The following is a 24741-nucleotide window of genomic DNA, read 5'->3' as shown; positions in this document are numbered from 1 at the left end:
CTTGATGCCTGTTTGACACTGGACTCCAAAATACCTGCATATTTTACCCAAAACAAGAACTTTTTTTCAGGGCAGTTCCATATGCCGCCATCGTGGCGCCACATATCATGAAAATACCAGCCGAGGCGCCATTTCAATCGCACACGGGGCGCCAGCGCCGAACTTGTATGGCTAATGCAACATTTGTGCGAATGAATTCACACTACAATTTTAGTCGTTGGACGTGGGTCGTGAGACGTGAGTATATTCTGCATTCCACCAGGGTCATAAATATGCTATGATTGCTAAATAGTACTAGTTGTATTTAATACACACGGTGCGCTTATCACGTCCCATTTCCCACGTCCCATTTCTCGTCTCAGTAAAGTTTCTTGAGTACTTCATCCGACATGGTAAAGCTGTGTTCGGGGCCGGGGAAATTCCGTGCAACCACTTCCTCCCGGTACTGCTGGAGAGCATCGACTACATGTTCCTGCAGGTTGATGTACTTCTTTACAAATTTAGGTGTGAAGCGGGGGTAGAGACCAAGCACGTCATATATCACCAGTACCTGACCGTCACAGTAGGGGCCGGCTCCGATACCGATAGTGGGAATCTGCAGCTTTTCGGTAATAAGTTTGGCCAGGGGGGTCGGCACACATTCCAGGACCAGACAGAAAGCGCCGGCTTCTTCTATCGCCAGGGCATCATCAATCATCTTCCTGGCTGCCGCGATGTCCTTGCCCTGGACCTTAAAGCCCCCCAGCTGGTTGATGGACTGTGGGGTTAGTCCCAGGTGGCCGCACACCGGAATACCGGCGTTGACAATAGCCCGTACAGCCTCCGCGATTTCCTTGCCGCCTTCCAGCTTGACCGCTTGCGACTCTGTTTCCTTCATAATGCGGCCGGCGTTGCGAACAGCGTCCTCTTTGGAAACCTGGTAGGAGAGAAACGGCATGTCGGTCACCACCATCGTCCGGCTGATCCCGCGGCAGACTGCTTTGGCATGGTGGATCATGTCATCCATAGTCACCGGGAGACTGGAGTCATAACCCAGAACAACGTTGCCCAGAGAATCGCCCACCAGGATCATATCGATCCCCGCGTCGTCGACGATTTTAGCCATGGAATAATCGTAAGCCGTAAGCATGGTGATGGGTTTGCCTTCTGCCTTCATCTGCTTGACAGTTGCCGTGGTAACTTTGTCCTTGCTCATTATTATGCCTCCTTGAAAATTTGTTCCAGTATTTCTCCCTGATCCGCGTTGATACTGCCCTTTTCCAGCGCTACCCCAACTGTGTACAAGCCTAGTTTGCGATAAAGTTCCAGTTCCAATCCGTCTATAGGCTTTAAAACTTCCAGGTGTCCCTGCAGGGTCGATCCATCTCCCCTGGCCACGGGACCGGTCAGGGCCTGCGCCGGGCCAACCCGTCCGATGTTGTTTATGGTGCCCTTGACAAGGGGGTAAAGGGCTTCAAAGGCCTCCTGCCTGGACAGGCCGAAACGGCCGTACAGCCCGGTCGCCAGGTGCATCAGGGACACCAGGTAGTTCGAGGCGATGCAGGCGGCGGCATGATAAAGAGGCTTGTCCCGCGCTTCAATCGAAAAACTTTTGCCGCCCAGATCCTTGACTATGAGCTGGGCATAAGGCAACGCCGCCGCGTCACCCTCCAGGGCAAAATACGACCCCGGCAGGTTTTCCATAGCCGTCTTCACATCTGCAAAAGACTGGAGGGGATGCAATGAAGCAGCCAGAGCGCCGGAGCGGCGCGCCGCGCCCACCTCGCCGGCGGCATGCGCCCCGCTGGTGTGAAAGACCACCTGGCCGGGCTTAAAACCGCCCCGTTCATTAATCTCGGCGGCAACCTGGGCAATGACGCGATCCGGCGTGGTAATAAACACCACGTCCGCACCCGGAGTAATCTCTTCCGGCCGGTCGGTGGCCGGCACACCCAATTGCTCCGCTGCCCGCAGGGCCGAACTGATGCTTCTACTGGCGATCCCGGCTACCGGATAACCCTGTGCCCCCAGCAGCAGGGCCAGGGCCGAACCAACCTTGCCCGCCCCTACCACCGCTATCCTGGGCTTGTCCAAACTCATACCCCCCCTTCTCAATTGTGAATCATTTTCCATTATTAATAATTTCACAAAGACAAACAAAAAAACCCTCCGGCCAACCCGAAAGGCATAATTTTCATCCTCCCGTCTCGGTCCTCCCGGCTCCAAGCGGTACTGTAAATTTGTAATTGCGGCAACTTTTTCTTCTTCATTCGCGGTGTGGTTCTTTTTGATACCACCCTGGCAGTTCCATTTTAGCACAGCAGCTGCTGTCAGGCAATTGTTTTACCTTAATTAATTGAGAAATTATGCCCGCAGCCGTTTCTTATATATGTGCAAACCATATCAAGCCTCAAACCAGGTACTCAACCTTGGCTTCCTGAAAATATTCTCCGACCAGGCTGTTAAAATAATCACGTATTTCCTGCATCAGCTCCGCCGGATAGACATATTTGCCATACCCGAACTGCCCGTATTTAAAAGTCCTGGCTTCTTCGTCAAGGTCCAGGCTGGTGCCGGGATAAACCTCCTGGATGGTTCCCTTGGCCCTCCTGGTAAAACGGTGAGTAATCAGCTCAAAGGTCAGGCCGGGCGGACAGCCGCCAAGAGCAGCGGCAGCCGATTCAAACATAGCCCTGTAGTCTTCCCGCCAGTCCCCGGAGATAATAATTGGGGCTACTAAAAAGCCCAGCGGGTAGCCGGCTGCCGCCACCTTGTTGGCTGCGGACAACCTTGCAGCAAGCACGGGCGTTCCATGCTCGTACTGCCTGATAATCGATTCAGTATTCAGGCTGAAGCGAAAGCGGGTATGCCCCTGGTGCGGGATCTCCAGCAATGAATCAATGTCGGTAAACTTGGTGACGAACCGGAAGCGCCCGTACTCCTGAGCGCCGAAAAAAGCAATGGCCCTGGCCAGCAGCCCGGCATACGGTTCGACAGGGACCGGGTCGGAGGTTGCCGCTCCTTCAAAAACGGTGACCTCCGGCTTTTTCTGCTCAATATAGCCGCGCGCCCCCGCCAGAATCTCATCTACATTCACATAAATACGGACGTAGGGCTTGCGGCCGAGGTTGGTCATCAGGTAGCAGTACTCACACCTGCCCGGGCAGGAGGTGGCCAGGGGCAGCTGAAAGTGAGCTGAAGGGCGGCAGGTTTCAAAACTCTTGGTCCGCCTTACTCCTACCACCAGGGTCCTCTTTCCCTCCACAAACCCTTCCGCGCGCGTTCTGCCGGGAATGGAGGTTACCCGGTTGTGGGAAGAGGTATAGCCGATTGCCACCCTTTGTTCCTGGAAGTATCTGAATAGTTTTTCCCCAAGGGGATACTGCAGCGCTTCCTTCTCAAAAATCACCCTTTTCGGCATAAAGGGCACTTCATTTCACCTTCATTTTTTCTACTATTATTATCGGGACGGCGGAGAAAAAAACTGTAAACTTAGACCGGCAAGCAACATCTTGCGAGGATTTCAATGTTCAATAATAAGTTGAGTCCAGTTTCTCTATCGACTGCGACCTTGCCAGTTCCCCTGCCAGTTCCACCGCTGTTTTCCCCTGCAGGATCAACCCCGGAGCCAGCTCCGCCAGGGGCGCCATGACAAAAGCCCGCCCGGTCATGCGGGGGTGGGGCAGGGTCAATGCGGCGTCACAGATCTCGCTGTGGCCATAGAGCAGCAAGTCCAAATCAATCGTGCGCGGTCCCCAGCGAATGGTCCGGACACGGCCAAGCTCCTCCTCGGTTTTTAACAAGGCCGCAAGCAGCCGGTGAGGCTCCAAAACGGTAACCACTTCGGCAACGGTGTTGAGATACCAGTCCTGGACAGGTCCACCCAGGGGAGCCGTTCGGTAATAAGACGCCACTCTTTTTAACTGCAGACCGGGTATAGAGCCAAGCAGTTCAAGCGCTTTTTCCAGGTTGGCTCTTTTATCTCCCATGTTGCTCCCAAGGCCGATATAGGCCGTATGCTCCGTTTGATCCTCCGGCATCCGTACCCCCCCATAAAAGTCCAATATATAAATTCCTAACGCTTAAGCAGCCCCATCATGAAAACACCATTTATGCAGGCGCATTTCAATCGCACAACGGCGCGTCAGCGCCGCGTCCTTCTGATTTCCACTGCCATCCAGGCAAAGTGGCCGGGCGCCGGCGCCTGGGGTTTTTTGACCCGGACCGTAGACGCGGCCACCGGAAACTGTTCCAGCACGGCGGAAGCAATGGCTTCCGCGACCGATTCAATGAGACGGCGAGGGGCGCCTTTGACCACCGACTCCACCAACTCAAATACCCTAGCGTAATTTATGGTAAGCTCCAGGTCGTCCGATTCCCCGGCCGGCCCCAGGTCCAGTTCAAGTTCCAGGTCCACGATAAAGCGCTGCCCTAAAGTCCGCTCCTCAGGCATGACTCCATGGTACCCGTAAAACTCCATACCCTGCAGGATGATTTTATCCATGTATGATGCTCCTTTACTTAAAGTGGCGCTAGAAAGTGCGTACTTCTGAAGGAACAAGCCGTAAGGGCGTAGGGCGCAAGGCGTAAAAACCGGAGGAAGGTGTAACTGGACGTGGGTCGTGGGTCGTGGGACGTGAGACGTGAGTATATATCCTGTATTCCTTTTGGGTCGAAGAGATGTAAGAACAAATTTGCAAATATAAATTACGGAACTCAAAACCCGTCCCCTGTCTCACGAAGATTAGAAATCTCTAAGGTGCGATTTCAATCGCATACGGCGCGCTAGCGCCGAACTTGTGTGGCTAATGTAACTTTTGTGCGCACCTGCAATTTTAGTCGTTGGACGTGGGTGTATTCTGCATTCCACCGGAGTTATAAATACAATGTTATGATTGCTAAATGGTACTAGTTTTTTAACACACCTGGTGCGCTTCTCACGTCTCACGTCTCACGTCTAATGATACGCCCTACGCCTTACGCCTGACCGGTAAGGAATGCAGTATAAGCTTATGCCTTACGCCTGACCGGTAAGGATTGCAGTATAAGCTTACGCCTCTTACCTCTCGCCTCTCACAATGGCGTCCGTCATCCTGGCCACCCGCGCCATTTCCTTGACGTCATGGACACGCACCAGGTCTGCCCCGTTCAATATAGCTGCGGCAACGGTAGCCGCCGTTCCTTCCAGGCGCTGGTCGACCGGCAGGTCAAGCACCTTGCCGATAGTGGACTTACGGGACGTCCCGACCAGAATAGGCAGTCCCAGGCAACGTAGTTCCTTCAGGCGCCGCAGCAGTTCCAGGTTCTGGGCCGGGGTCTTGCCGAAGCCAAAGCCCGGGTCAATGATTAATCTATCCCGCGCCATACCCGCTTCCACAGCCAGGCGGACGCTCTCCTGGAAATATGTTACCAAATCCCCGGTCAAATCACGGTAAGAGGTCCCCTGCTGATTATGCATCAGAACCACAGGCGCCCCGTACTCTGCCGCCAGTCCGGCCATGGCCGGATCTGAGCGCAAAGCCCACTGGTCGTTGATAATATGCGCTCCCGCCTCCAGCGCCCCCCGGGCTACCGCCGGCTTGGTCGTATCAATGGAGACGGGTACCGGCAACGAGCCTACAAGCCTCCGCAGCACAGGGATGACCCGGGCCAGTTCTTCGCCCGCCTCAACCTTAACATAACCCGGCCTGGTGGATTCCCCACCCAGGTCAATGACGTCCGCCCCCTCGTCGACCATCTGCGCCGCCCGCTCCAGCGCCAGGCCGGGGTCGTAGAAGCTGCCCCCATCGGAAAAGGAGTCGGGGGTTACGTTCAGGATACCCATCACCAGGGTTTTAACCCCCAGTTGCAGTATTTTGCCTCGACAATCCAGGCCACGGGGGCGCAACCCTTCCTGCCCTTCCAGGACTTCCCGGATACGGATGGCAAGAGCCTTGAGGCCGAAGGGCTGCGCCTCGAGCTTGGCCAGAAAATCATCGTATTGCCGCAAAGTACCCATCAGCAGCACTTTGGTTTCAGACACCGAGCAATCCACCACACCCCTGGAAACGGCCGCTTCACCGCCTTTTCCCAACAGTTCCTGCTTGATGATGTTGGCCTGCCTGGGCTGTACACCGTCCAGCATGACCAGCCGGTGGACAGCCTTGGGCGCCATCCACCGGCGCCCGGCGGGGTCCGCCCCCACCGAGGCAATGGCCTTGAAAGCCTCTTCTTTGTTGTCCACCATGATGCTGTATACAGTGATTGTCAAGTTTTATTCCCTCCCGAAAGTGAAAGGCTTCCAATTGGAAAAATTATAAAACGGCTAATTCTAAAAAGCAAATTAAAAGAAAAGGACCCGCTCTTGAAGCGAAAGTCCCTTCAGTTTCCTTCTCTAGTTGGCCGCGTGAATCAGAATTACCGGGCACGGCGCATTGCGGCTGACCTTACTGCTGACGCTACCACTCAGGAGCCCCGGTATTTTCCCCAGGCCCCTGCTACCCATGACAATTACATCATAGCCTTCAATCTTTGCTTTCTTACATACCTCATGGGAAGGTTTTCCGGTCGCAACTGCTATGTCAATCTTGACGTCCGGGCTTGAAAAACTTCTCTTTATTTGGTCCAGCATCAACTTGGCCTTGTCCTTATTTTCTTTAATAGAATTGGTACGTTTAAAACCGTCCGCTCCCCCCGCTTCACCGTCGTCGGAAGGCGCTTCAGGCACCACATGAAATAATGTCATAGAAGCCTTGGCAGCTACTGCCATTTTGTAGGCATGCTGCACTGCTGAGTTTGACTGTGGGGTATTATTATAAGGAACCAGAATTTTGTGATACAGTCCTATCACCCCGCTGTGATAAGTAATCTACTAATTCTCTAATACTTTTACAGCGTTGCGGCTCAATCCTTCCCAATAATAATTATATACCAAAATGTTCTATTTAAAGAAGAATTATTTTAAAAAAACTTTCCCTGCTACTTTATCCGAGTATTAGAAAAAGGGCGGAATATCCGCCCCTATTCATAAATCCACCTGTCAACATCGCGGTTGTATGAGAATAGCTCATCCTCTCTGAAAAAGAGGGAGATTTCCCGCGCGGCGCTCTCCGGAGAATCGGAACCGTGGATGATGTTTCTCCCGGTATCTATGCCGTAGCTGCCCCTAATCGTGCCGGGCGCCGCTTTGAGAGGATTGGTCGCGCCCATCATTTCCCTCGCCGCGTTAATCACGCCGCTGCCTTCAAGGACCACGGCCACCACCGGGCCGGAGGTGATGAAATCCACCAATCCCGCAAAAAATGGTTTGCCGGCGTGTTCTCCGTAGTGTTTTTCCGCAGTTGCACGGCTGATTTGCAGCATTTTCAGGCCAATAATCTTAAAACCCTTTTTCTCGAAGCGGGAAATAATTTCACCGGCCAGGCTGCGCTGCACGCCGTCAGGCTTGACCATAAGATATGTACGTTCCATGTTTATAACCCCCCCAAAATTTTTCTCCTTCTTGTATTGTAACCTTTTATGAAAAGAATTACCTTTTGGATCACCACCATCTCAAAAGGTCGTAGGGCGTAAGGCGTAGGGCGTATCATTAGTCGTCGGTCGTGGGACGTAAGAAGCGCACCAGGTGTGTTAAATAAACTAGTACCATTCAGCAATCATAACATTATATTTATAACTCCGGTGGAATGCAGAATACACCCACGTCCAACGACTAAAATTGCAGGTGCGAATTTATTCGCACAAAAGTTACATTGGATGCCCAAGTGCGGCGCTAACGCGCCGTTGTGCGATTGAAATGGCGCCTACAACGATTGTTTTTCATCTTCTGCTGCGCCGCGTCAGCGGCATGGTTGTATTATGAAGAATAATAGGAAAGCAGCAGTACGTGTAGGACAAGACAGCGGGAAGCGTCCCATTGCTTTGCCGGCGGTTTTTCGTGAGAACACCCGCGGCTTTTTAAGCTGCGGGTGTTTAAGGAACTATTCGATGCGGTCCTTTCTTTCTTCCTCGCCGGCCTGCTTCATCAGTTCCGCAAATTCCCCAGCTTCTATGGTTTCCTTTTCAAACAGCGTCTTGGCCACCAGGTGGAGTGTCGCCAGGTGCTGTTCAAGAAGATCCTTGGCTTTATTGTAAGACTGGTCGATGGTCTCGCGCACCTCAATGTCGATGGCGTTGGCCACTTCTTCACTATAGTTGCGGTCCCTGGACAGGTCGCGGCCGAGGAAAGGCGTGTCTGTTTTGCGGCCGTAAGTCATCGGCCCCAGGCCGCTCATGCCGAATTCCATAACCATCTTGCGCACGATGTCGGTGGCGCGCTCCAGGTCGTTTTGGGCGCCGGTGCTGATCTCTTTAAGCACCAGCGCCTCGGATACCCGTCCGCCGAGAAGCATGGTTACCTGGTCCAGAAGCTGCGACTTGGTCGCATAGTAACGATCCTCTTTGGGAAGCAGCAAGGTGTACCCGCCGGCGCGGCCTCTGGGAATAATCGAGACCTTGTGGACGGGGTCGGTGTTCGGCAGGAGGTAGCCCACCACGGCGTGACCGCCTTCGTGGTAGCAAACCAGCCATTTCTCCTTTTCACTGATTACCTTTGATTTCTTTTCAGGACCTGCGATAACCCGCTCGATGGAGTTTTCCATGTCGGCCATGGTAATCCTTTTGCGGTTCTGCCTGGCCGCCAGAAGCGCCGCCTCATTGGTCAGGTTGGCCAGGTCGGCCCCGGTAAAGCCCGGTGTGCGCCGGGCCAGGACATCAAGGCTTACCGCCTCCTCCAGAGGCTTGCCCCTGGTGTGGACTTTGAGTATTTCCTTGCGGCCGTTTACATCGGGGGCGTCCACCACGACCTGGCGGTCAAAGCGTCCCGGCCGGAGAAGCGCCGGGTCTAAAATATCCGGACGGTTGGTGGCTGCCAGGATGATGATCCCTTCGTTGGGCGCAAAGCCGTCCATTTCCACCAGCAGCTGGTTTAGTGTCTGCTCCCGCTCGTCGTGGCCGCCACCCAGGCCTGCGCCGCGCTGGCGTCCAACGGCGTCAATCTCGTCGACGAAAACGATGCAGGGAGCATTTTTCTTGGCCTGTTCAAAAAGGTCGCGCACCCTTGAAGCGCCGACACCTACAAACATCTCTACAAAATCCGAACCGCTGATGCTGAAGAAAGGCACACCCGCCTCACCCGCGACGGCTCTTGCCAGAAGTGTCTTGCCCGTCCCCGGAGCGCCGAACAGCAGCACCCCTTTGGGAATTTTAGCGCCAAGCTCCTGGAATTTCTTGGGATTCTTTAAAAATTCGACGACTTCCTCCAGTTCCTCTTTAACCTCATCGGCGCCGGCCACGTCGGAGAAGGTAACCTTCTTCTTTTCGTCGTTGTGGAGCCTCGCCCGGCTCTTGCCAAAGGACATAACCCGGTTGCCGCCGCCCTGCGTCTGCTGCATCAGGAAGAAGAACAGGACGATAAAGAGGATGATCGGCAGCAGCGTAGTAAGCAGCCCGGTCCACCACCCCGGTTGCGGAGGCAGCTCGCTGTTCCACTCAACTTTTTTCTCCTTTAACAGTTCATAGAGGGCGGAATCATTGGCAGGCCCCTTTGTTTCAAAACGGATACCGTCAACTTTCTCCCCGCTGATGATATTGGTCAGGCCCTCAGCTTGGATAACCACCTTCCTGACCTGCCCCTGCTTCACGTCCTCGTAAAATTGGTTGTAGGTTATCGGTGTGGGGATATCCTTGTTGGGCGTCGTATATTTAATCAAGGCAATGATAGCCAGAACAATCAGCAGATAAATACTAAGGTTTTTCACAACCTTATTCAAGCACGACACTCCTCTCCGGGGACTGGTCAGATCAAACCATAATGATTATTTTACCACATATTATAAGTCATTTCAATTTGGACGGAATTTGTCAAGGCTCAATTTTCAGGCGTAAAATACGTTTGGTCGTATGGTCAACTTTCCACCTTTCACCGGCCCGTAAGCCCGGCACCCACACAATAGCTTCAGGCGTCCCGACCAGTGGAAGGCGATCCCTTTGTGCTTGTGGAATTTTTTGTTTTATGAAAAAGTCCTTCAGCTTCATTCCCGCAGGCATCCCAAAAGGATGAAAGACATCTCCCGCCTTACGGCGGCGAACGTAGAGCTGTTTAGGCAGCTTATCCCAATCCAATACTGCTTCATTCGGCGGCAGCTTTTTGGGATCCGGCCGAAAATCAAAAGGGACAAGCTCCGCGTACACAGTCCGGTCCAGTTCCGGAATATGGGTTGTGCCCGGGATGACGAGTGGATGCTGGTAGTAAGGCGCCCCCGTTCTCTCCTCTTCCCGCATTAATTCGAGAAACCGGTAGGAGCGAACAGCTTCCACACTGCCCGGCAGGATCGCGCTCGACCCTGTTCTACCCCCTTCGATTAACCGGATGACATCCTCAACGTGTTGAAAGGAAAGGGTCCCTTCATGTCCGGCCAGCGCCGCCCAGGCCATGCGGATGACCCTGCGCCTGACAGCCAGGTCCACTCCGGCCAGGTCAGCCAGCCTGAGGGTCAAGCAGCCTTCAGACTCACCCGCCAGGGCGCCGAGGTAGGCCTGCCTGGCCCGGGTTTCAAAATATTCGTCTTCCTCCCGGCAGAGCTCGCCCAGCCTGAGCAGAGCCGGCACAAGAGCCGGATTGTATTCTTTTTCCAATAAAGGAATCAGTCTATGCCGCACCCGGTTCCGGAGGTGAACCTCCTTCATATTTGATGAGTCGGTACGGAACTTGAGTCCGTTCTCGGCGCAGTAGCGCTCAATCTCAAAACGCCTGAGGGATAGCAGAGGCCTTACATACCCCCCCTGCCGAACGGGAGGGATACCTTTCAGGCCTGTTGTTCCAGACCCCCTTAGGAAATTAATTAAAATGGTCTCGGCCTGGTCGTCAGCCTGGTGAGCCAGGGCCACCCTTTTGGCGCCGCATTGACTGGCGACATCGCTGAGAAAACTGTAACGCACCTCCCTGGCAGCTGTCTCTACTGAATTTCGGCGCTGTTCGCGGTAAGCCAGCACATCGATCGACTGAACTGTTGACGGCAAACCATAGCTTTGCGCCAGGCCGGCTACAAAACGAGCGTCCTCTTCTGATTCCTCCCCACGCAGCATGTGATTCAGGTGGGCGATATGCAGCGATATTTCCAGTTCATCTTTAAGCAGATATAACAGGTGCAGAAGCGTAACCGAATCGGCCCCTCCGGAGACTGCAACCACCACTTTAGATCCGGGTTCTGTCATCCGGTGGCGGGCCATGTCGTTACGAACCCTGTCAAGCAAGTCCATCTTCTCCACCACCTGCGGGAAGTTCCCGAATAAGGCAGCTCCCCTCCTTTTATATCTATTCTAAAGCTGTTAAGCAGCTTTAATACATAGAGCCTATTTTTACCACTTGCTAAAACAAGATGTAATTCAACAGCAGCAAAGTCTTTTCCTGCCCCAAGGTAAAATAAGTGTTCCCAAAACTGAGATAAACTAAAAGCCGGGAACTTTCCCGGCTAAATTTTGACCTGGCTGAAGTATCTAATTGTTAATAAACTCAACCATATGGATGGGAAGCTAATGCTGCATTTTTCCAAAGTAGTTTCATGGACTTCTACAGAAACTGTTGCTGCATTTCTATGGGGTTAAGTTCGAATGAATTCGCACCTGCATCAAAAGGCCTGTCCGAAATGTTTTCGCAGCAGTTTGTCTTGCGCATTATGCCCGGTTCATGCACGCTAATTCCGTTTGGGAGCCGTTTCCAACCTGGCCACCAGGACGGTCATGTCGTCGGGCGCCCTGGCGGTTCCTCCAGCGCTGGTATGCGCCAGCTTTAAGATTAGCTCAGCCATCTGTTGCGGCGCCATATGAGCCACATCCTCCAGGACCCCGGCCAACCAATCCTCACGCTCTTCCGGCCCCTGGTAGGCGTCCAGCACACCGTCCGTGACCATCACCAGCACATCTCCAGGCTGCAATTTCTTGCTCATGGAGGCCACTTCGATATCCTCAACAATTCCGACCGGTAAGGAACTGGCCTTAATCATTCCTACCTCCCGCCCTCGCAGCACAAAGGTCGGCACGGCGCCAATTTTCACAAAATCCGCCTGGCCGGTATAGATGTTGACCACCGCCAGGTCCACCGTGGCGAAACTTTCTCCGGGTGAGCGAAGCGCCAAAATTGAATTGACCGTTTTAATGGCCAGATCCTGGCCAAAACCGGATTCCAGCAGGTTACCCAACAGGGAGATGGTAATACCGCTTTCCAGGGCCGCGCGCGGACCCACCCCCATACCGTCGCTTAAGACCAGCGCCAATCGACCCCTTTTGAGATTAAAAAAGGCATAACTATCCCCGGAAATCAAGCTGCCGTTCTTACCGCTCCGGGCGACCCCCAGAGCCAGGCGGCACTTCAAATCCGGGTAAAAACGCAAGGTGCAGACAGTATCCCCTTCCTGCGCCAGGCAGGCCGGGGTGGCCTTATTGACGGGCTGTTCCAGCAGGGAGGACAACAGAGGCCCAATAACATTGGCGCATTTCATCATCCCGCCGCAGGGGGCATGGGCAAGGACCACCTCACTGGCGCCGCTTTCCCTGGTGACAACTGACAGGCGCTCCGGTTGAATACCTGCTTCTTTTAGCCTCCTGCGCATACGCGGGGCGATCTCCCCGGCATCCAGGTCCAATTCCAATTCTCCAGGCAGGCTTGCCATTACCCCGGCAATACCCTTCAGTTGCTCCGAAACAATATCCCTGCTCTCCAGCAGGCGTTGCGACCAGTAGCGATTGAGATTGTAGGATTCATAGAGGCAGTTAAGGGTTATGGCCAATTCTTTGGTACGGGAGCAGCGCTTCTTCAACTCGGCGGAGAAGTTATCCGGGCTTATTTTGCCATAGATCTCAATATGGGCAATCAGATCCACCAAGCCCTGGTAGGTCTTGTAGAAATCCCTCTCCCAGCAGGTACGATGAAAAGTGCAGTCACTGCAGACCTTTTCACCGGTCAGGCGCAATAACTTCTGCAGGCTCTGCTCCTGTGGAGTATGACCGACCGTAGAGGAAACCTGCTCAAAGGAGCGCGACAGCTCATAGAACACACGCGACCAGTTTTTTATGCGCTCCTTAAACATTTCTTTGAGCTGGCTGCCCTCCTGCTGGTGCGGGCGAGACTGTTCCGAAATCCCGAGGGTAGTTTGTAGCTTCTCAATAGCAGTTGCAGGGAAGAGCAGGAACAGAAGCGCGGCAATCCCGCTTTCGGCGAGGATCGTGACCAGGCTGGTGTAATCCGTCAAATAAACTGAAAGGATAATATTACCCAGAACAAACCCGGTGGCGGCACCGGCCTTGCCGAAGCTTTTGCCAAGCCCCGCCAGCAACCCGGCAAAGGAATAAGCCCCTACCACGGCCGGGGCCACCACGTAGGCCAGGCCGGGGATAATTCCCACCACCGCTCCCGCAGCCGCTCCGGCTCCCGCTCCCCCGGCCGTGCCAGCCAGCAAGATGGTTAGACCGCTTAATACCCCCTTGAAACTCACCAGACCGAGCTTGAGGTCACCGGTTCCGGCCACGAGCCCTCCAAAAAGCAGGGCTGCGCAAAATATTTCTTCACCGGTAAGCGATCGCCCGGAGCCGGCCTTTTTTTTCAGAGCGGCCAGAGCGTAGTTCATAACCCCGGTTAGCAACGCGGCAAATATGGCTTCAAAAAGAACTGCGAAATAGAGGTAGGTAGACGCGGCGGAAAAAGCCACCAGGGTGGTCCTGACAATGACCGTAACAGCAAAGACCAGCGCCGGCAGGACCAGCCACGGACGCTTCACCTCCCCCGGCACGACGCTGGTTAACAGCCAGGTCCCGAGGACAGTCAGGCCCGTACCGGCCAGAGCCGGCCCCTGGCTGATCGTGGCCAGACCCAGGAGCACCGCCGGTACCGACAGGATACCGTTGCGGCCGAAAACACGGATAGAAGCCGCCACAAAAGATGCCGCGAAAGGAATTAAATCGCCCAGCAGCACGGCCCGTCCAAGCAGGATACCGGCGGCGCCAATCGCCAGAGCCACCGGGGTAAAGCCTTCCCCGGTCCCGGCCTTAAAAAGGTGAGGCCTCTTATTTGGGTTTTTGGCCAGTCTCTCAGCCCGCTTTTTGTTCTGTTCTTGACCCGTACGACGGTAGGGATAAATGTCGATGTTTTCGAACAATTGCTCCAACCCCTAATACCAAATCCATAAATATAATTATAGCGCATAGGGTTGGAAATATTTGTAGTAAATGGTATATTTAAACTACTTTCTTTCGACTTCTTCCAGGATCAGGCTATGAAGAAGATCCCACTCACTGACTGTCAGCCGGTCAACCCCCAGCCCTTCCATAACAACTTTAACAATAGTAACACCTGCTACAATAACGTCCGCCCGTCCCGGCTGCAGCCCTGCCACCTTCTTACGCTCAGCAAGCTCCATACCGGCAAGCCTTTCAAGAATTCCCGTTACATCAAGGATTGACAGACTAAAACCGTGTACCCGCTCCGGGTCGTATATGGCAAGTTCCTGTTGAATCGCCGCCAGAGTAGTAACCGTCCCTCCCACACCCACGAGAACGGCAGCTCCGGCCTGGCGCGCCCTGTTTAAGTGCGGGTGGAAAGCGGCGGCAACCTCTGCCGGGGAGAATCCACTCAAGGTCAGCCGCACGGACCCCATGTTTACACTGACTGTGTTGAGCCCTTGGGGCTCCATCCAGCTTAATTCCGTACTGCCGCCACCAACGTCCAGCACAGCTGTTGATCGCTGTTCCATGGGCAGTCCGCTTACTACGCCCAAATAACTATAGGAGGCTTCCTCTGTCCCGCTCAATACCCTTATTTGCAAACCAGTTTTCTTCTTTACCAGTTCCAGGAAGTCCGCCCGGTTGGCTGCATCCCGTACCGCGCTGGTAGCAACTGCCACCACCGTTTCGGCGCCCAGGCGTACCGCCTCATGAAAAAAACCGGCGACTGCGTCGGTCGTCCGGGCCATTGCGGGGGGCAGAAGCTCCCCGCTGCCGATGCCTTCCCCCAATCTGGTTATGGCCAGATTGGTTGCTACAGTCCGCAGATGCCCGTCCGACTCTTCAGCAACCAGCAGTCTGGTAGAATTCGTTCCAATATCAATAGCTCCAACCCGTTTCACCTTCCACACCTCCGGAAAAAGAGTTGTTCGAAAAGCTTATTATTTCAACAACAAAAGCAATTCCCCTGTTGAGAATTGCTCCCTAGCTAAGTAAATATGGATGGGCTCTAATCTGCTTTCCGGCCTGAGCCGCGCCCTCCCCTTTTAGCTTCCGTGCTCCTTTTTAAAACCTGCAGCCGTTCTTCGCTATCTTTCATGAACTTGGCCAGCTTATCCTCAAAGGAAGCCTGGAATTTTTTCTTGGGCGCGCGTGCCGAAGGATTGGCCTGCTTGATGGAAAGCCCTATTTTTCCCTTTGGATCAACCGAAATAACCTTTACCATTACCTTGTCGCCGGCCTTTAAAAAGTCGTGCACATCTTTCACATAAACTTCGGCAATCTCCGAAATGTGGACAAGTCCGGTCGCACCGCCAGGCAGTTCAATAAAAGCACCGAAATTGGTAATACCGGTAACAACGCCCTCTACGATGCTCCCCAACTCTATCGGCATAACTGAGAATATTCCTCCTCTAAACCTACAAAAACCTAGTGTAATTATATGCGAGATTAATGGAGAGTGTCAAGAAACATCTGGGTTTAACGATGAATTTAGTCTGCGGCGGGAGTGGGTCCGGATGGGACCTCAAGCTGTTGCAATTCTGTCCCGGGAGCTACCGTCAGCACCCTTGTTTCACCCTGCTTAACCAGCCCCAGCTTCTCCCTGGCAGTTTTTTCAACATAGGCGTCGGTCTGTACAGCCTGCAGTTCCTGACGCAGAGCCATGTTCCTCTGCTTGAGTTCCTCCACCTCCTGCTGAATGCTGAGCACATCCTTCTGCATGGTGGTAAGCTTGCTGAACTGGGCGCCGAAGGAGACCGCCAGGTAGCCCAGAACCAGGATAAAAACCAAGGAGGGGAACTTCGTTTTAGAGAGTTTTTTAGATTTCCGTCTGACCGTATGGCTATCCGGCGCCATCTTTTCCGACTGGGGACGATATGTCTCCTCTAATATTCTTGCCGGCGCGTTCATGCTTTGTCCTCCTCTTCCTCATCTGACCCGAAGATGCCCAGGTTGTTGCCAGGGATAACGATTACCACCTCATAGCCTTTGGTCCTGGCCCGGTTATACAGGGTGGCGACGGTACTCGGGCTCAAGCGGAGCTGTTTGGCAATGTGGTCTGCGGAATAACCCATTTCCTTTAAAGTTACAACCTGCCGCTCCCGGAAACTGAGCCTTTCCGCCCCTCTTATTTCAATCTGCATAACCCCTGATCCCTGCCCTCACCCTACGCTCATCCACATAATGACTACAAAATTAGTACATACTTTCTACGCCGCCAAAAATATTCCTGCCCTGTGTATTTATTTTTTTATTTTTTATCCCAAAAATGACTAATGCCGGATTGGAGCATTGTCCGGTCAGGCGTAGGGAGTAAGAAAACAGTAAAGCCGGGGTGGTATCCCCGGCTTAACCAAGAAATATATTATGTTTCGCTCCCAGGGGTTATTCGGTAGTAAATCTCCAGTCACTGCCATTGAGCCCTGCAAAGTCCACGCCGGTGTCTTCATCCTCCAGATAACCGGCTTTGATTGTTACCTCAAACGTGCTGTCTCCCTCCAGGGTGTCCTCCAGGGTAATGGTGAGGGTGTCCCCGTTAATTTCCACCTTGTCTATATCAACGTACGAGCCATCGGTTTTGTTGTAAACCCTGACCGCCCCAAGCAGGCTCTTTCCTGATACGGCACTGATATCCCCGCTAAAGCTGGCCTCCAGAACATCGGTAAGGTCAACATCAGCGGCGCCGTTCCGGGGGGTTAGTGTCTCGATATAAAAGGAATCTACCGTGGTGAACTGCCATTCGCTGCCGCTTATTCCTACGAAGTTCTCTCCGGAATCCTCCGACTCGATAATCCCCGAACTGATGGCAACGCGGTAGGTTTTACCCTGCTCCAGCGAATCTTCCAGTGTGATTGTTAAAGTGCTGCCGCTAATCGCAACCGTATCGATGTCAACATATTTCCCGTCGGTTATATTGCGTACGGAAATACCATCCATGACGTCATCGAGGTCTTCGATCGCACATATGTCCTCATTAAACTCAACAGTCAACTCGTTGGTATCCGGGTCAACGCTATCGCTCCCCTTCCTGGGGTTAAGCGATTCGATTTCCAGGTCGGAAACGTCATCGTCTCCGGTGGCAAACTGCCAATTGCTGCCGCTTAAACCTGTAAAGTTTTCTCCGGATTCCTCCGACTCAATAATCCCTGAACTGATGGTGACACGGTAGGTTTGGCCTTGCTCCAGCGAATCTTCCAGTGTGATTGTTAAAGTACTGCCGCTAATTGCAACCTTATCGATGTCAACATATTTCCCGTCGGTTATATTGCGTACGGAAATACCATCCATGACGTCATCGAGGTCTTCGATCGCTCTTATATCCTCATTAAATTTAGCAGTCAACTGATATGTGTCCGCGTCGACGCTATAGCTTCCATTCCTGGGGCTGAGCGTCACAAGCTGCAGGTCAAGGCTGTTATCATCATTGTCGCTGCCGTTGTCCTCGGCCAGCATAATCCGGTACAGCACCATGGCCAGTTCAGCCCTGGTCACCGCCTTGTTTGGTTGAAAGATGTTGCCGGGATAACCAATCATATAACTGTTCGCACACATCCCCCCGACATAAGGCCTGGCGTAAAAGGGGATCTCGTCCGTATCCTCAAACGCTAGCCGGTCATCCACCTCAAGTCCCATAGCCCTTGAGGCCCAAACCGCCACCTGGTACCTTTTAGCCGCCTGATTGCCGTTTAGGTCATCAAGCTCGCTCTCTTCTATAATCCCCTCGTCAAGGGCAAAATCTATACAATCTTGCATCCAGAAAGGGAACCCGTCGTATGAAGACTGGCCTGAAGTGGCTGTGGAAACTTCGAAGCCGGCGGCCCTGGAAATCATCATGATAGCCTCATTGACGGAAACAGATGAATTCGGCCGGAAAGTCTGGTCAGGGTAACCCAGGATGATGCCGTAGGAAGCCATCACCTCGATTGGCTGTTTGGCCCAGTGTGAACCGATATCCGTAACAGTGACAGGTTTGTAGTTTTTCTTTACAAAAAATTTCTGATTGTTTTTCTCCTTCCAGGGCGCCGCCTGGGAGGCAGTCGCAAAACCAAGTACCATTACAAGCGCCAGTAAAACCATTAAAACTTTTTTAAACATTATTAGAGCCCCCCTTAATTTTTTTAAGGAAAAAGTTATTTACACCAGCAAAATACATGTTGCCCCCTTTCTTTCCAGTGTCTCTTTCCAGTGTCTACATGTTAATACGGTTCCCTTCCAAATATTCAGGGGTTTGTTTAAAGCCTCCAGCGTGATTTATCCTGGTAAATTGAACCAGAAAATTATCGGATTGCGTAAGATTCCAACAGGTTCTGGTTATACTACAACCAGTCAACAATCTTTTTTAGTGATGAGGTGTGTGGTATGCGGGCATTCAATATGAAATGGGTTTATAGAATACTGGCAGGCGGGCTAATACTGTCTGGATTGCTCTTTTACTTCAGCCTGCCTGCCGCAGTTTCTGAAACTTCCGTAGCAGGCGGCGGTTTTATTCGCCTGCACGTTTTAGCTAACAGCGACAGCGAGGCTGACCAGGCGCTGAAGCGTAAAGTCAGGGATGAAATCATCCAGGTTATGGCTCCGGAGTTTTTGGCCTCCGGGGATATCGAATCGGCCAGACTGACCGCACGGTCTAACCTTGACCGGATTGAATTGATCGCCAGTCGCGTAATAAAGGCGGAGGGCAAGGATTACCCCGTTACGGCGGAACTGAACACTTTTCCTTTCCCCACCAAGCATTATGGCGCATTCATTCTCCCCGCAGGTGATTACGAGGCGGTGCGGGTGGTTATCGGGAACGGAGAGGGAACAAATTGGTGGTGCGTCCTCTTCCCGCCTCTCTGCTTTGTGGATATGACCAGAAATGCAGCCATCGACACACCAGCAATGAGTTTTCCGTCCGTCCCTTCAAAACCTGATATTCCCGTAAGCAAACAAACGTCTCAGACCCTGGACGTTCAAATAGCCGGGGACACAAACGGCAAACCGGAAGCATATATACCGGATGAACAGAAGATGGAAAACTACAATACTCAAGCAGCCGGGGATGTAAATTTCAGGGCTGGTGACGAAGAAGACGATTGTAAAGTAATCTTTTCGTTCAGACTAATAGAATGGCTTAAAAGGCTGTAGGATTCAGTCGTCGGTCGTCAGACATCGGACGTCGGAATATACTGCATTACTTAAGGATCAAAGACAATGCCCTTGCTGCCGATTGGTATCTGGGTCTTTAATCAATACACATTTTTAACCAAAACAAGGATTATTTCTCTGTGAAGTTCCACACGCTGCTGTCGCGGTGCGGGCGGCGGGTAAAACTAAGCGATGTGGGTGTGATTTCAATCTCACACGGCGCGTTAGCGCCGACTTGTTGGTACTAGTGTTACATTTGTGCGAATGAATCCACCCCGCATTATTGGGGATATGCTTCGTATGCCGTTCAGCCCGGGTTTTGATTAAACCCGGGCTTTTGACATGGCCGCCGGGCTGCGACACTTACCTCAATATGTCTCCCACCCGGTTTTCACAAGACCAAAATTTCCCCTTGCCGGTCACAACCCGTAAATACCATACATAAGCTGGAAGTGAGAAATCATGCCAATAAAGGAGGTCATTTCATGCTGCCGCAAAACCCGCAAGAGCCGCCCGCCGGCCCGGTTCCCGCTGTCAAGGGCAACGATAAAAAAACTGAAGCGCCGTTTGAAGTCAAAAGCCAAACAGCCGAAGACCTGCAGGCTGAAGGTTTGTATCCGACCGCCCGCCTGGCCCAGGCCTATGTGATCTGGCAAAAATATGGGCGAACATTTACTCCGGCCGAGGCATTGGAAAAAGGCACTCTTTTTCCAGACCTCTATAGACCTTATCCTTATTAACGAGGAGAGAGAAAGATGGACGAAAGATTGGCCCTACTTAGGGAAATCCAGGAACTTGAATTTGTTTTGATTGAGCTGAATTTATTCCTGGACACGCACCCGCAGGATCGCGCGGCGCTCAGGGACTACGCCGCCGTACGCGATAAACTCCTGCCGGCTATCAAGCGGTATGAAGAAATTTATGGGCCCCTGACACTTTTAAGCCCGACTCTGGTTAAATGCCCCTGGCAATGGATCGAGGGGCCATGGCCGTGGGAAATTGAATACGCCTAAAGAAAGGACTAAAAAGCTATGTGGATGTATGAAAAGAAACTGGAATACCCTGTCCGCGTATTTAAAAACGACATCGGTATGGCCAAGTTCCTGATGGCCCAGTACGGCGGGCCGGACAGTGAACTTTCCGCCGGGGTCAGGTATCTAACCCAGCGCTACTCCATGCCTACCAATATGGCCAAAGGGCTTTTGACCGATATCGGCACTGAGGAACTGGCCCACTGGGAGATCATAGCCACCATGATCTACAAGCTGGTCAAGGGCGTGCCGGCCAAGCAGCTCAGGGAGGCCGGCTTAGGGGCGCATTTTGCCGAACACGACCGTGCCGTTTATCCGGCCGACGCCGCCGGCGTCCCCTGGACGGCCGCTTACGTCCAGGCCACCGGGGACCCGGTTACCGACCTGCATGAAGACATGGCGGCAGAACAAAAAGCCAGGACCACCTACGAGCACCTGATCCAGCTCACCGACGATCCCGGCATAAAAGACACGCTTCGTTTCTTAAGAGAAAGAGAAGTGGTTCACTTCCAGCGGTTCGGGGAATGCTTAAACGACGTACAGGCATGCCTGGAATCAAAGAAGTTTTATTAAAGACATTAAACGCCGCATCAATTTCTTCGCGGCGTTATTTTTTTTAACCTTGTTATCTACGCCGTTAATAATTTCTTAGTATATATTCTTTTAACATGGGTTCAACAAACCTGTATTTACCACGGCCTTCTTTTTCAATGATCGCACTCCTTGAAAGGATATCAATCGCTCTTTTTATATCGTTTGGATTGTTCTTTTCCTTGTAAATTACCTCCCCTAGAGCAAGGCGTCGAAGAACCTCCCTTACTCGAGACCTCTTACCAACATCATCCAATATTTCGTCAAAAACTGGAGTCAGAGTAATTAAGGCTCGCTCATAAGCAATTCTTACTATTTCGCTTGACAATTTCTTCTCATTGGCTTCCAGTAATGTATAATAAGCCTCTGTACATATTAGCATAGTATCCTGTGGGTGCCCCCCTGCCAATTGGACAATTTCTGTTAAAACATAATCGCTGTTTACGTCAATACTTCTTTCATAAAATTTACGGGTAATATAGCTCATCCAAGCTTCTTCCGGTATTTGCGGGATGGGAAGTACCGCGGCAAAGCGATAAAAAGCGTGCTTCTTTCCTGCAAAAAGAGATTGCATCATACTTTCTTTTGAGCCAAGAAAAAGGTATGATACTTTCTTTTGGTGCTGAAAATAAGAACGCATAACCTTGTATATATCTAACCCGCCGATTTGCCCGGCGTCCTGGAACTCATCAAAAACCATCACCATCCGCTTATCATCTCTCTCAGCAAGAAGTTCCGGTAGATTGAAAGCGAATTCCAGAATTGTTTCATCGTCCATTTCCTTCTTTGGAAAACCAATATTAAGTTCTAAATCCTCTATCTTGACTGCTATTTTTGCAGAACCGGCCAACAGCTTCGCTCGATCCCAAACAGCATTTAACGTTTTTCTTATTCCAGTTCTGTTTTCAAGACAACTATTTATAATTGATTCAGCTATGCTTCTTCTGCTGGATGTACGAAAAAAATCCACAGAAGCCACATAGAACCCCTTTTTCTTCAGCCGGCGCAATACTTCAAAGGCAAGAGAAGTTTTACCAATCCTACGGGGTCCAGCGAGCATTATGCTTTGACCTTCCGCCAATCTAGTTTCAAGAGATGTAATAAAGTCATCTCTGCCTACGATATCTTCTTCGGGCACCGGCCCCCCCAGCGGAAAATGCATCTAAGCCCCCCCAATTAATATTACAATAATGGTAATATTATATCACGTATTATGTAATATTATAAGCCGGCTATGTAAACCTATGGAACTATTCATAAAAAGTCCGCTACGTCCCAAATCAAAGCTTCATTCTACGAAAATTATTTCCTTTCATCCACCCCAAATTAGAGGCGGCTTGGAAAAGCTAAAAATATAGGTATTATTAAAACAATCAAGGCCAATCCCAAATTAGGATTGGCCTTGATTTTATTGATAGCTCTTTTATATATTTCTACCCGCCAGGATTAAATCCGCTGTTTTAAAGCCTTGTAAACCTTTTCTTCGGTCAGAGGTATCTCGTAAAAGCGAATCCCTGTGGCGTTATAAACCGCATTGGCAATAGCCCCCGCAGTCGGCACCAAACCTGTCTCACCCACACCCTTGGCGCCGTAAGGGCCCGTCGGGTCGCTGGCTTCTACCACAATGGCGTCTATTTCAGGCGCATCCTCCGCTGTGGGCAGCATGTATTTATGCAGGCTGTTGTGCAGCTGTTTTCCTTTAGCGTCATAGAGGATTTCCTCGCTGGTGGCGTAACCCACGCCCATCAGTACACCACCCTCGATTTGCCCTTCCACGATAAGGGGGTTGACCGCCTTGCCCACGTCATGAGCCGCGGCAATCTTTAATACCTTGACCTGGCCGGTTTCCGTGTCCACTTCGACCTCAGCAAAATGGGCGTGCCACGGCGGGGCGTTCCCCGGAACAATCCGGCCCACCCCGATAAACTGTTTGTTGCGCAGGTGCGCGTGGTAAGCCAACTCCCGCAGGCTCACACTATTTCTATTTTCACCGGTTTGACATACGCCGGTTCCAGCGCACTGCCCGCCCAGTTCCCGGCCGGCGATATAGATAACGGAATCCTTGATATCCAGTCTTTCAGGCGGGACATTTAAGAAATCACCGGCATATTCGAGGATCTGTCTGCGCGCGTCATTAGCCGCCGCCACTACAGCGGTTCCAGCAGCGTAACAGGTCCTGCTGGCGTGGCTGCCGATGTCAAAGGGTGTGGTTGCGGTATCGGCAAAAGTCAGGCTTACTTCACCGAGTCCTACGCCGAGCGTTTCGGCGGCTAATTGCGGCAGGGTGGTACTGGTCCCGGTGCCGATATCGGGAACGCCGGCGGCTAAATGAATGGACCCGTCCTGCTGCACAGTGACATAAGCGTTATCATAGTCCACGCAAAACGGCCAGGCGTTGCTCACGTGGGTTCCTACTCCGGCGCCGATACCCTTAAGTTTCTTGGCGCCTGGCTGGTTCAGATTGCTCCGTTTTTCCCAACCAATGCTTAACGCTCCTTTTTCAATACACTCAGCCAAACCGGTTGATTGGCAGGGATAAGGCAAACACCAGGGGTCGCCAACCTGCATAATATTTTTCAAGCGCAGCTCCAATGGATCCATTTCCAGTTTTTCGGCGAGCATATCCACCGCCGACTCAATGGCAAACATAGCCTGGGGATTGCCGAACCCGCGCATGGCTCCCGCGGGGGTGGTATTTGTATAAACGCTGTGGCCATAATAGGACTGGTTGGGGACGCGGTAAACAGCCAACCCCATCGCTCCCAGCACGCCCGGCGTTTCACATCCAAAGCTGCAGTAAGCGCCGGTATTCAAAATTCCCTTCAGCTCCATTGCATGGAAGGTCCCGTCTTGCTTGGCGCCCAGCTTGACGCTCACATATCCTCCATGCCGTGTATCCGAGGCGATAAAATCCTCTTCCCTGGAATAAACAACCTTGACCGGTTTTCCGGCCAGCTTGGCCAGCGCCACAGCAATAGGTTCGGCTTTCGCGCTCAAGCCGATGCGCACACCGAAGCCGCCGCCAACATAAGGCGGGTTCAATACCCTGACCTTGCTTTCGGGGACCCCAAAAACATTGGCCAGGATAATCCGGGAGGGGTGCGGTGTTTGAGTAGTCGACCAGACCGTGATTTTTCCGTCAACACCGACCTGCGCCACAGCGGCCTGTGTTTCCAGCTGGGCTTGCTTCTGAACAGGCAATTTAAAACGTCCTTCGAATACTACATCGCTTTCTTTAAAACCCTTGTCTACATCGCCAAAAGGGATCTTGACTACTTCTCCGGGGATATTTTTACCGGCGCCGCAGCTAGGGTGGATATCGGGCGCTTCCGGCTCCATTGCTTCCAGTGGATCAAATACAGTCGGCAGCTCCTCGTACTTTACCCGAATCAATTTCAGCGCTTCCTCAGCCACCTTTTCACTGACTGCCGCCACAGCCGCCACCTCGTCACCCACGTAGCGCACTATGTTGTCAAATATATACTGGTCCAGGACCGGTTCAAGCGCCGGCACGGTAAAAGTCATTGTGGCGGAGGTGTTGAAAATTTCCCTGGAGGTGTTTTGATAGGTAGCCACCGCCTTTACCCCGGGAAATCTTTCAGCTTCAGTTGTGTCAATACTGATAATCCGGGCATGGGGATAGGGGCTGCGCAGCACCTTTCCGTACAGCATGCCGGGCAAGTAGAAATCGGTGGAAAAGGTGGCTGTTCCGGTGGCCTTTTCAGCGGCATCCAGCCTGCGAACATTTCTGCCTACGACATTATTTTTTTTCATTACTTCG

The 24741-nt window shown here is 52.3% G+C and carries 22 protein-coding genes; 4 read left to right on the top strand and 18 right to left on the bottom strand.

Translation table 11 applies throughout. From position 1 onward, the window contains the following. Positions 1-358 precede the first annotated feature (358 nt). From panB to Psfp_RS03565, 16 genes are all read right to left on the bottom strand, one after another. Positions 359-1195, bottom strand: a complete 837-nt coding sequence (gene panB, locus Psfp_RS03645) for a 3-methyl-2-oxobutanoate hydroxymethyltransferase (protein WP_190239999.1) — start codon at positions 1193-1195, stop codon at positions 359-361. A 2-nt stretch (positions 1196-1197) separates the two neighbouring features. Continuing rightward, positions 1198-2079: a DUF2520 domain-containing protein gene (locus tag Psfp_RS03640; protein ID WP_134217191.1), complete on the bottom strand. Its 882-nt coding sequence runs from the start codon at positions 2077-2079 to the stop codon at positions 1198-1200. A 310-nt stretch (positions 2080-2389) separates the two neighbouring features. Further along, the gene (splB, locus tag Psfp_RS03635) at positions 2390-3400 is read right to left on the bottom strand and encodes a spore photoproduct lyase (RefSeq protein WP_192895252.1); all 1011 of its coding nucleotides are present in this window, start codon (positions 3398-3400) and stop codon (positions 2390-2392) included. A 109-nt stretch (positions 3401-3509) separates the two neighbouring features. Further along, positions 3510-4019 (bottom strand): 2-amino-4-hydroxy-6-hydroxymethyldihydropteridine diphosphokinase, encoded by a 510-nt coding sequence (gene folK / locus Psfp_RS03630; protein ID WP_134217189.1) that lies wholly within the window; start codon positions 4017-4019, stop codon positions 3510-3512. Positions 4020-4123: 104 nt separating this feature from the next. Beyond that, positions 4124-4483, bottom strand: coding sequence for a dihydroneopterin aldolase (folB, locus tag Psfp_RS03625; RefSeq protein WP_134217188.1), 360 nt, complete (start codon positions 4481-4483; stop codon positions 4124-4126). A gap of 555 nt (positions 4484-5038) precedes the next feature. Beyond that, positions 5039-6229, bottom strand: a complete 1191-nt coding sequence (gene folP, locus Psfp_RS03620; protein WP_134217187.1) for a dihydropteroate synthase — start codon at positions 6227-6229, stop codon at positions 5039-5041. Between the two features lie 123 nt (positions 6230-6352). Continuing rightward, on the bottom strand, positions 6353-6808 hold the full coding sequence (locus Psfp_RS03615; protein ID WP_190240004.1) for a universal stress protein: 456 nt from the start codon (positions 6806-6808) through the stop codon (positions 6353-6355). A gap of 170 nt (positions 6809-6978) precedes the next feature. After that, positions 6979-7428: a nucleoside-diphosphate kinase gene (gene ndk, locus Psfp_RS03610; protein ID WP_134217185.1), complete on the bottom strand. Its 450-nt coding sequence runs from the start codon at positions 7426-7428 to the stop codon at positions 6979-6981. Between the two features lie 509 nt (positions 7429-7937). Next, on the bottom strand, positions 7938-9767 hold the full coding sequence (gene ftsH / locus Psfp_RS03600) for an ATP-dependent zinc metalloprotease FtsH (protein WP_134217184.1): 1830 nt from the start codon (positions 9765-9767) through the stop codon (positions 7938-7940). Positions 9768-9858: 91 nt separating this feature from the next. Beyond that, on the bottom strand, positions 9859-11256 hold the full coding sequence (tilS, locus tag Psfp_RS03595) for a tRNA lysidine(34) synthetase TilS (RefSeq protein ID WP_134217183.1): 1398 nt from the start codon (positions 11254-11256) through the stop codon (positions 9859-9861). A 434-nt stretch (positions 11257-11690) separates the two neighbouring features. After that, positions 11691-14147, bottom strand: coding sequence for a stage II sporulation protein E (gene spoIIE, locus Psfp_RS03590; protein ID WP_243120456.1), 2457 nt, complete (start codon positions 14145-14147; stop codon positions 11691-11693). Between the two features lie 84 nt (positions 14148-14231). Beyond that, positions 14232-15113: a Ppx/GppA phosphatase family protein gene (locus Psfp_RS03585; RefSeq protein ID WP_134217181.1), complete on the bottom strand. Its 882-nt coding sequence runs from the start codon at positions 15111-15113 to the stop codon at positions 14232-14234. Positions 15114-15220: 107 nt separating this feature from the next. Next, a complete protein-coding gene (locus Psfp_RS03580; protein ID WP_134217180.1) occupies positions 15221-15604 on the bottom strand; it encodes a S1 RNA-binding domain-containing protein in 384 nt (127 codons plus the stop codon). A 98-nt stretch (positions 15605-15702) separates the two neighbouring features. Then, positions 15703-16122: a septum formation initiator family protein gene (locus Psfp_RS03575; protein WP_134217179.1), complete on the bottom strand. Its 420-nt coding sequence runs from the start codon at positions 16120-16122 to the stop codon at positions 15703-15705. Next, a complete protein-coding gene (locus tag Psfp_RS03570; RefSeq protein ID WP_134217178.1) occupies positions 16119-16355 on the bottom strand; it encodes a sigma factor-like helix-turn-helix DNA-binding protein in 237 nt (78 codons plus the stop codon). Before Psfp_RS03570 ends, Psfp_RS03575 begins: the two co-directional genes overlap by 4 nt. 241 nt (positions 16356-16596) lie before the next feature. Continuing rightward, positions 16597-18306 (bottom strand): Ig-like domain-containing protein, encoded by a 1710-nt coding sequence (locus tag Psfp_RS03565; RefSeq protein WP_134217177.1) that lies wholly within the window; start codon positions 18304-18306, stop codon positions 16597-16599. Between the two features lie 264 nt (positions 18307-18570). On the opposite strand from Psfp_RS03565, the gene spoIIR reads away from it, so the two are divergent. The 4 genes from spoIIR to Psfp_RS03545 all read left to right on the top strand — a co-directional run bounded on the left by spoIIR (position 18571) and on the right by Psfp_RS03545 (position 20942). Further along, the gene (spoIIR, locus tag Psfp_RS03560) at positions 18571-19338 is read left to right on the top strand and encodes a stage II sporulation protein R (RefSeq protein WP_243120455.1); all 768 of its coding nucleotides are present in this window, start codon (positions 18571-18573) and stop codon (positions 19336-19338) included. 485 nt (positions 19339-19823) lie between these two features. Then, the gene (locus tag Psfp_RS03555; RefSeq protein WP_134217176.1) at positions 19824-20078 is read left to right on the top strand and encodes a spore coat associated protein CotJA; all 255 of its coding nucleotides are present in this window, start codon (positions 19824-19826) and stop codon (positions 20076-20078) included. Positions 20079-20093: 15 nt separating this feature from the next. Continuing rightward, on the top strand, positions 20094-20351 hold the full coding sequence (locus Psfp_RS03550; RefSeq protein ID WP_134217175.1) for a spore coat protein CotJB: 258 nt from the start codon (positions 20094-20096) through the stop codon (positions 20349-20351). A gap of 18 nt (positions 20352-20369) precedes the next feature. Further along, positions 20370-20942, top strand: a complete 573-nt coding sequence (locus tag Psfp_RS03545; RefSeq protein ID WP_134217174.1) for a manganese catalase family protein — start codon at positions 20370-20372, stop codon at positions 20940-20942. A gap of 64 nt (positions 20943-21006) precedes the next feature. Here Psfp_RS03545 and Psfp_RS03540 read toward each other — a convergent pair whose 3' ends face one another. Beyond that, positions 21007-22122 (bottom strand): ATP-binding protein, encoded by a 1116-nt coding sequence (locus Psfp_RS03540; protein WP_134217173.1) that lies wholly within the window; start codon positions 22120-22122, stop codon positions 21007-21009. 284 nt (positions 22123-22406) lie between these two features. After that, positions 22407-24734, bottom strand: a complete 2328-nt coding sequence (locus tag Psfp_RS03535) for a molybdopterin cofactor-binding domain-containing protein (protein WP_134217172.1) — start codon at positions 24732-24734, stop codon at positions 22407-22409. Positions 24735-24741 lie beyond the last annotated feature (7 nt).

Source organism: Pelotomaculum sp. FP (genome assembly GCF_004369245.1).
GTDB classification, from domain to species: Bacteria; Bacillota; Desulfotomaculia; order Desulfotomaculales; family Pelotomaculaceae; genus Pelotomaculum_C; species Pelotomaculum_C schinkii.
The sequence above is the reverse complement of the archived record's forward strand: the minus strand, read 5'-3'. Positions and strand labels throughout refer to the sequence as shown.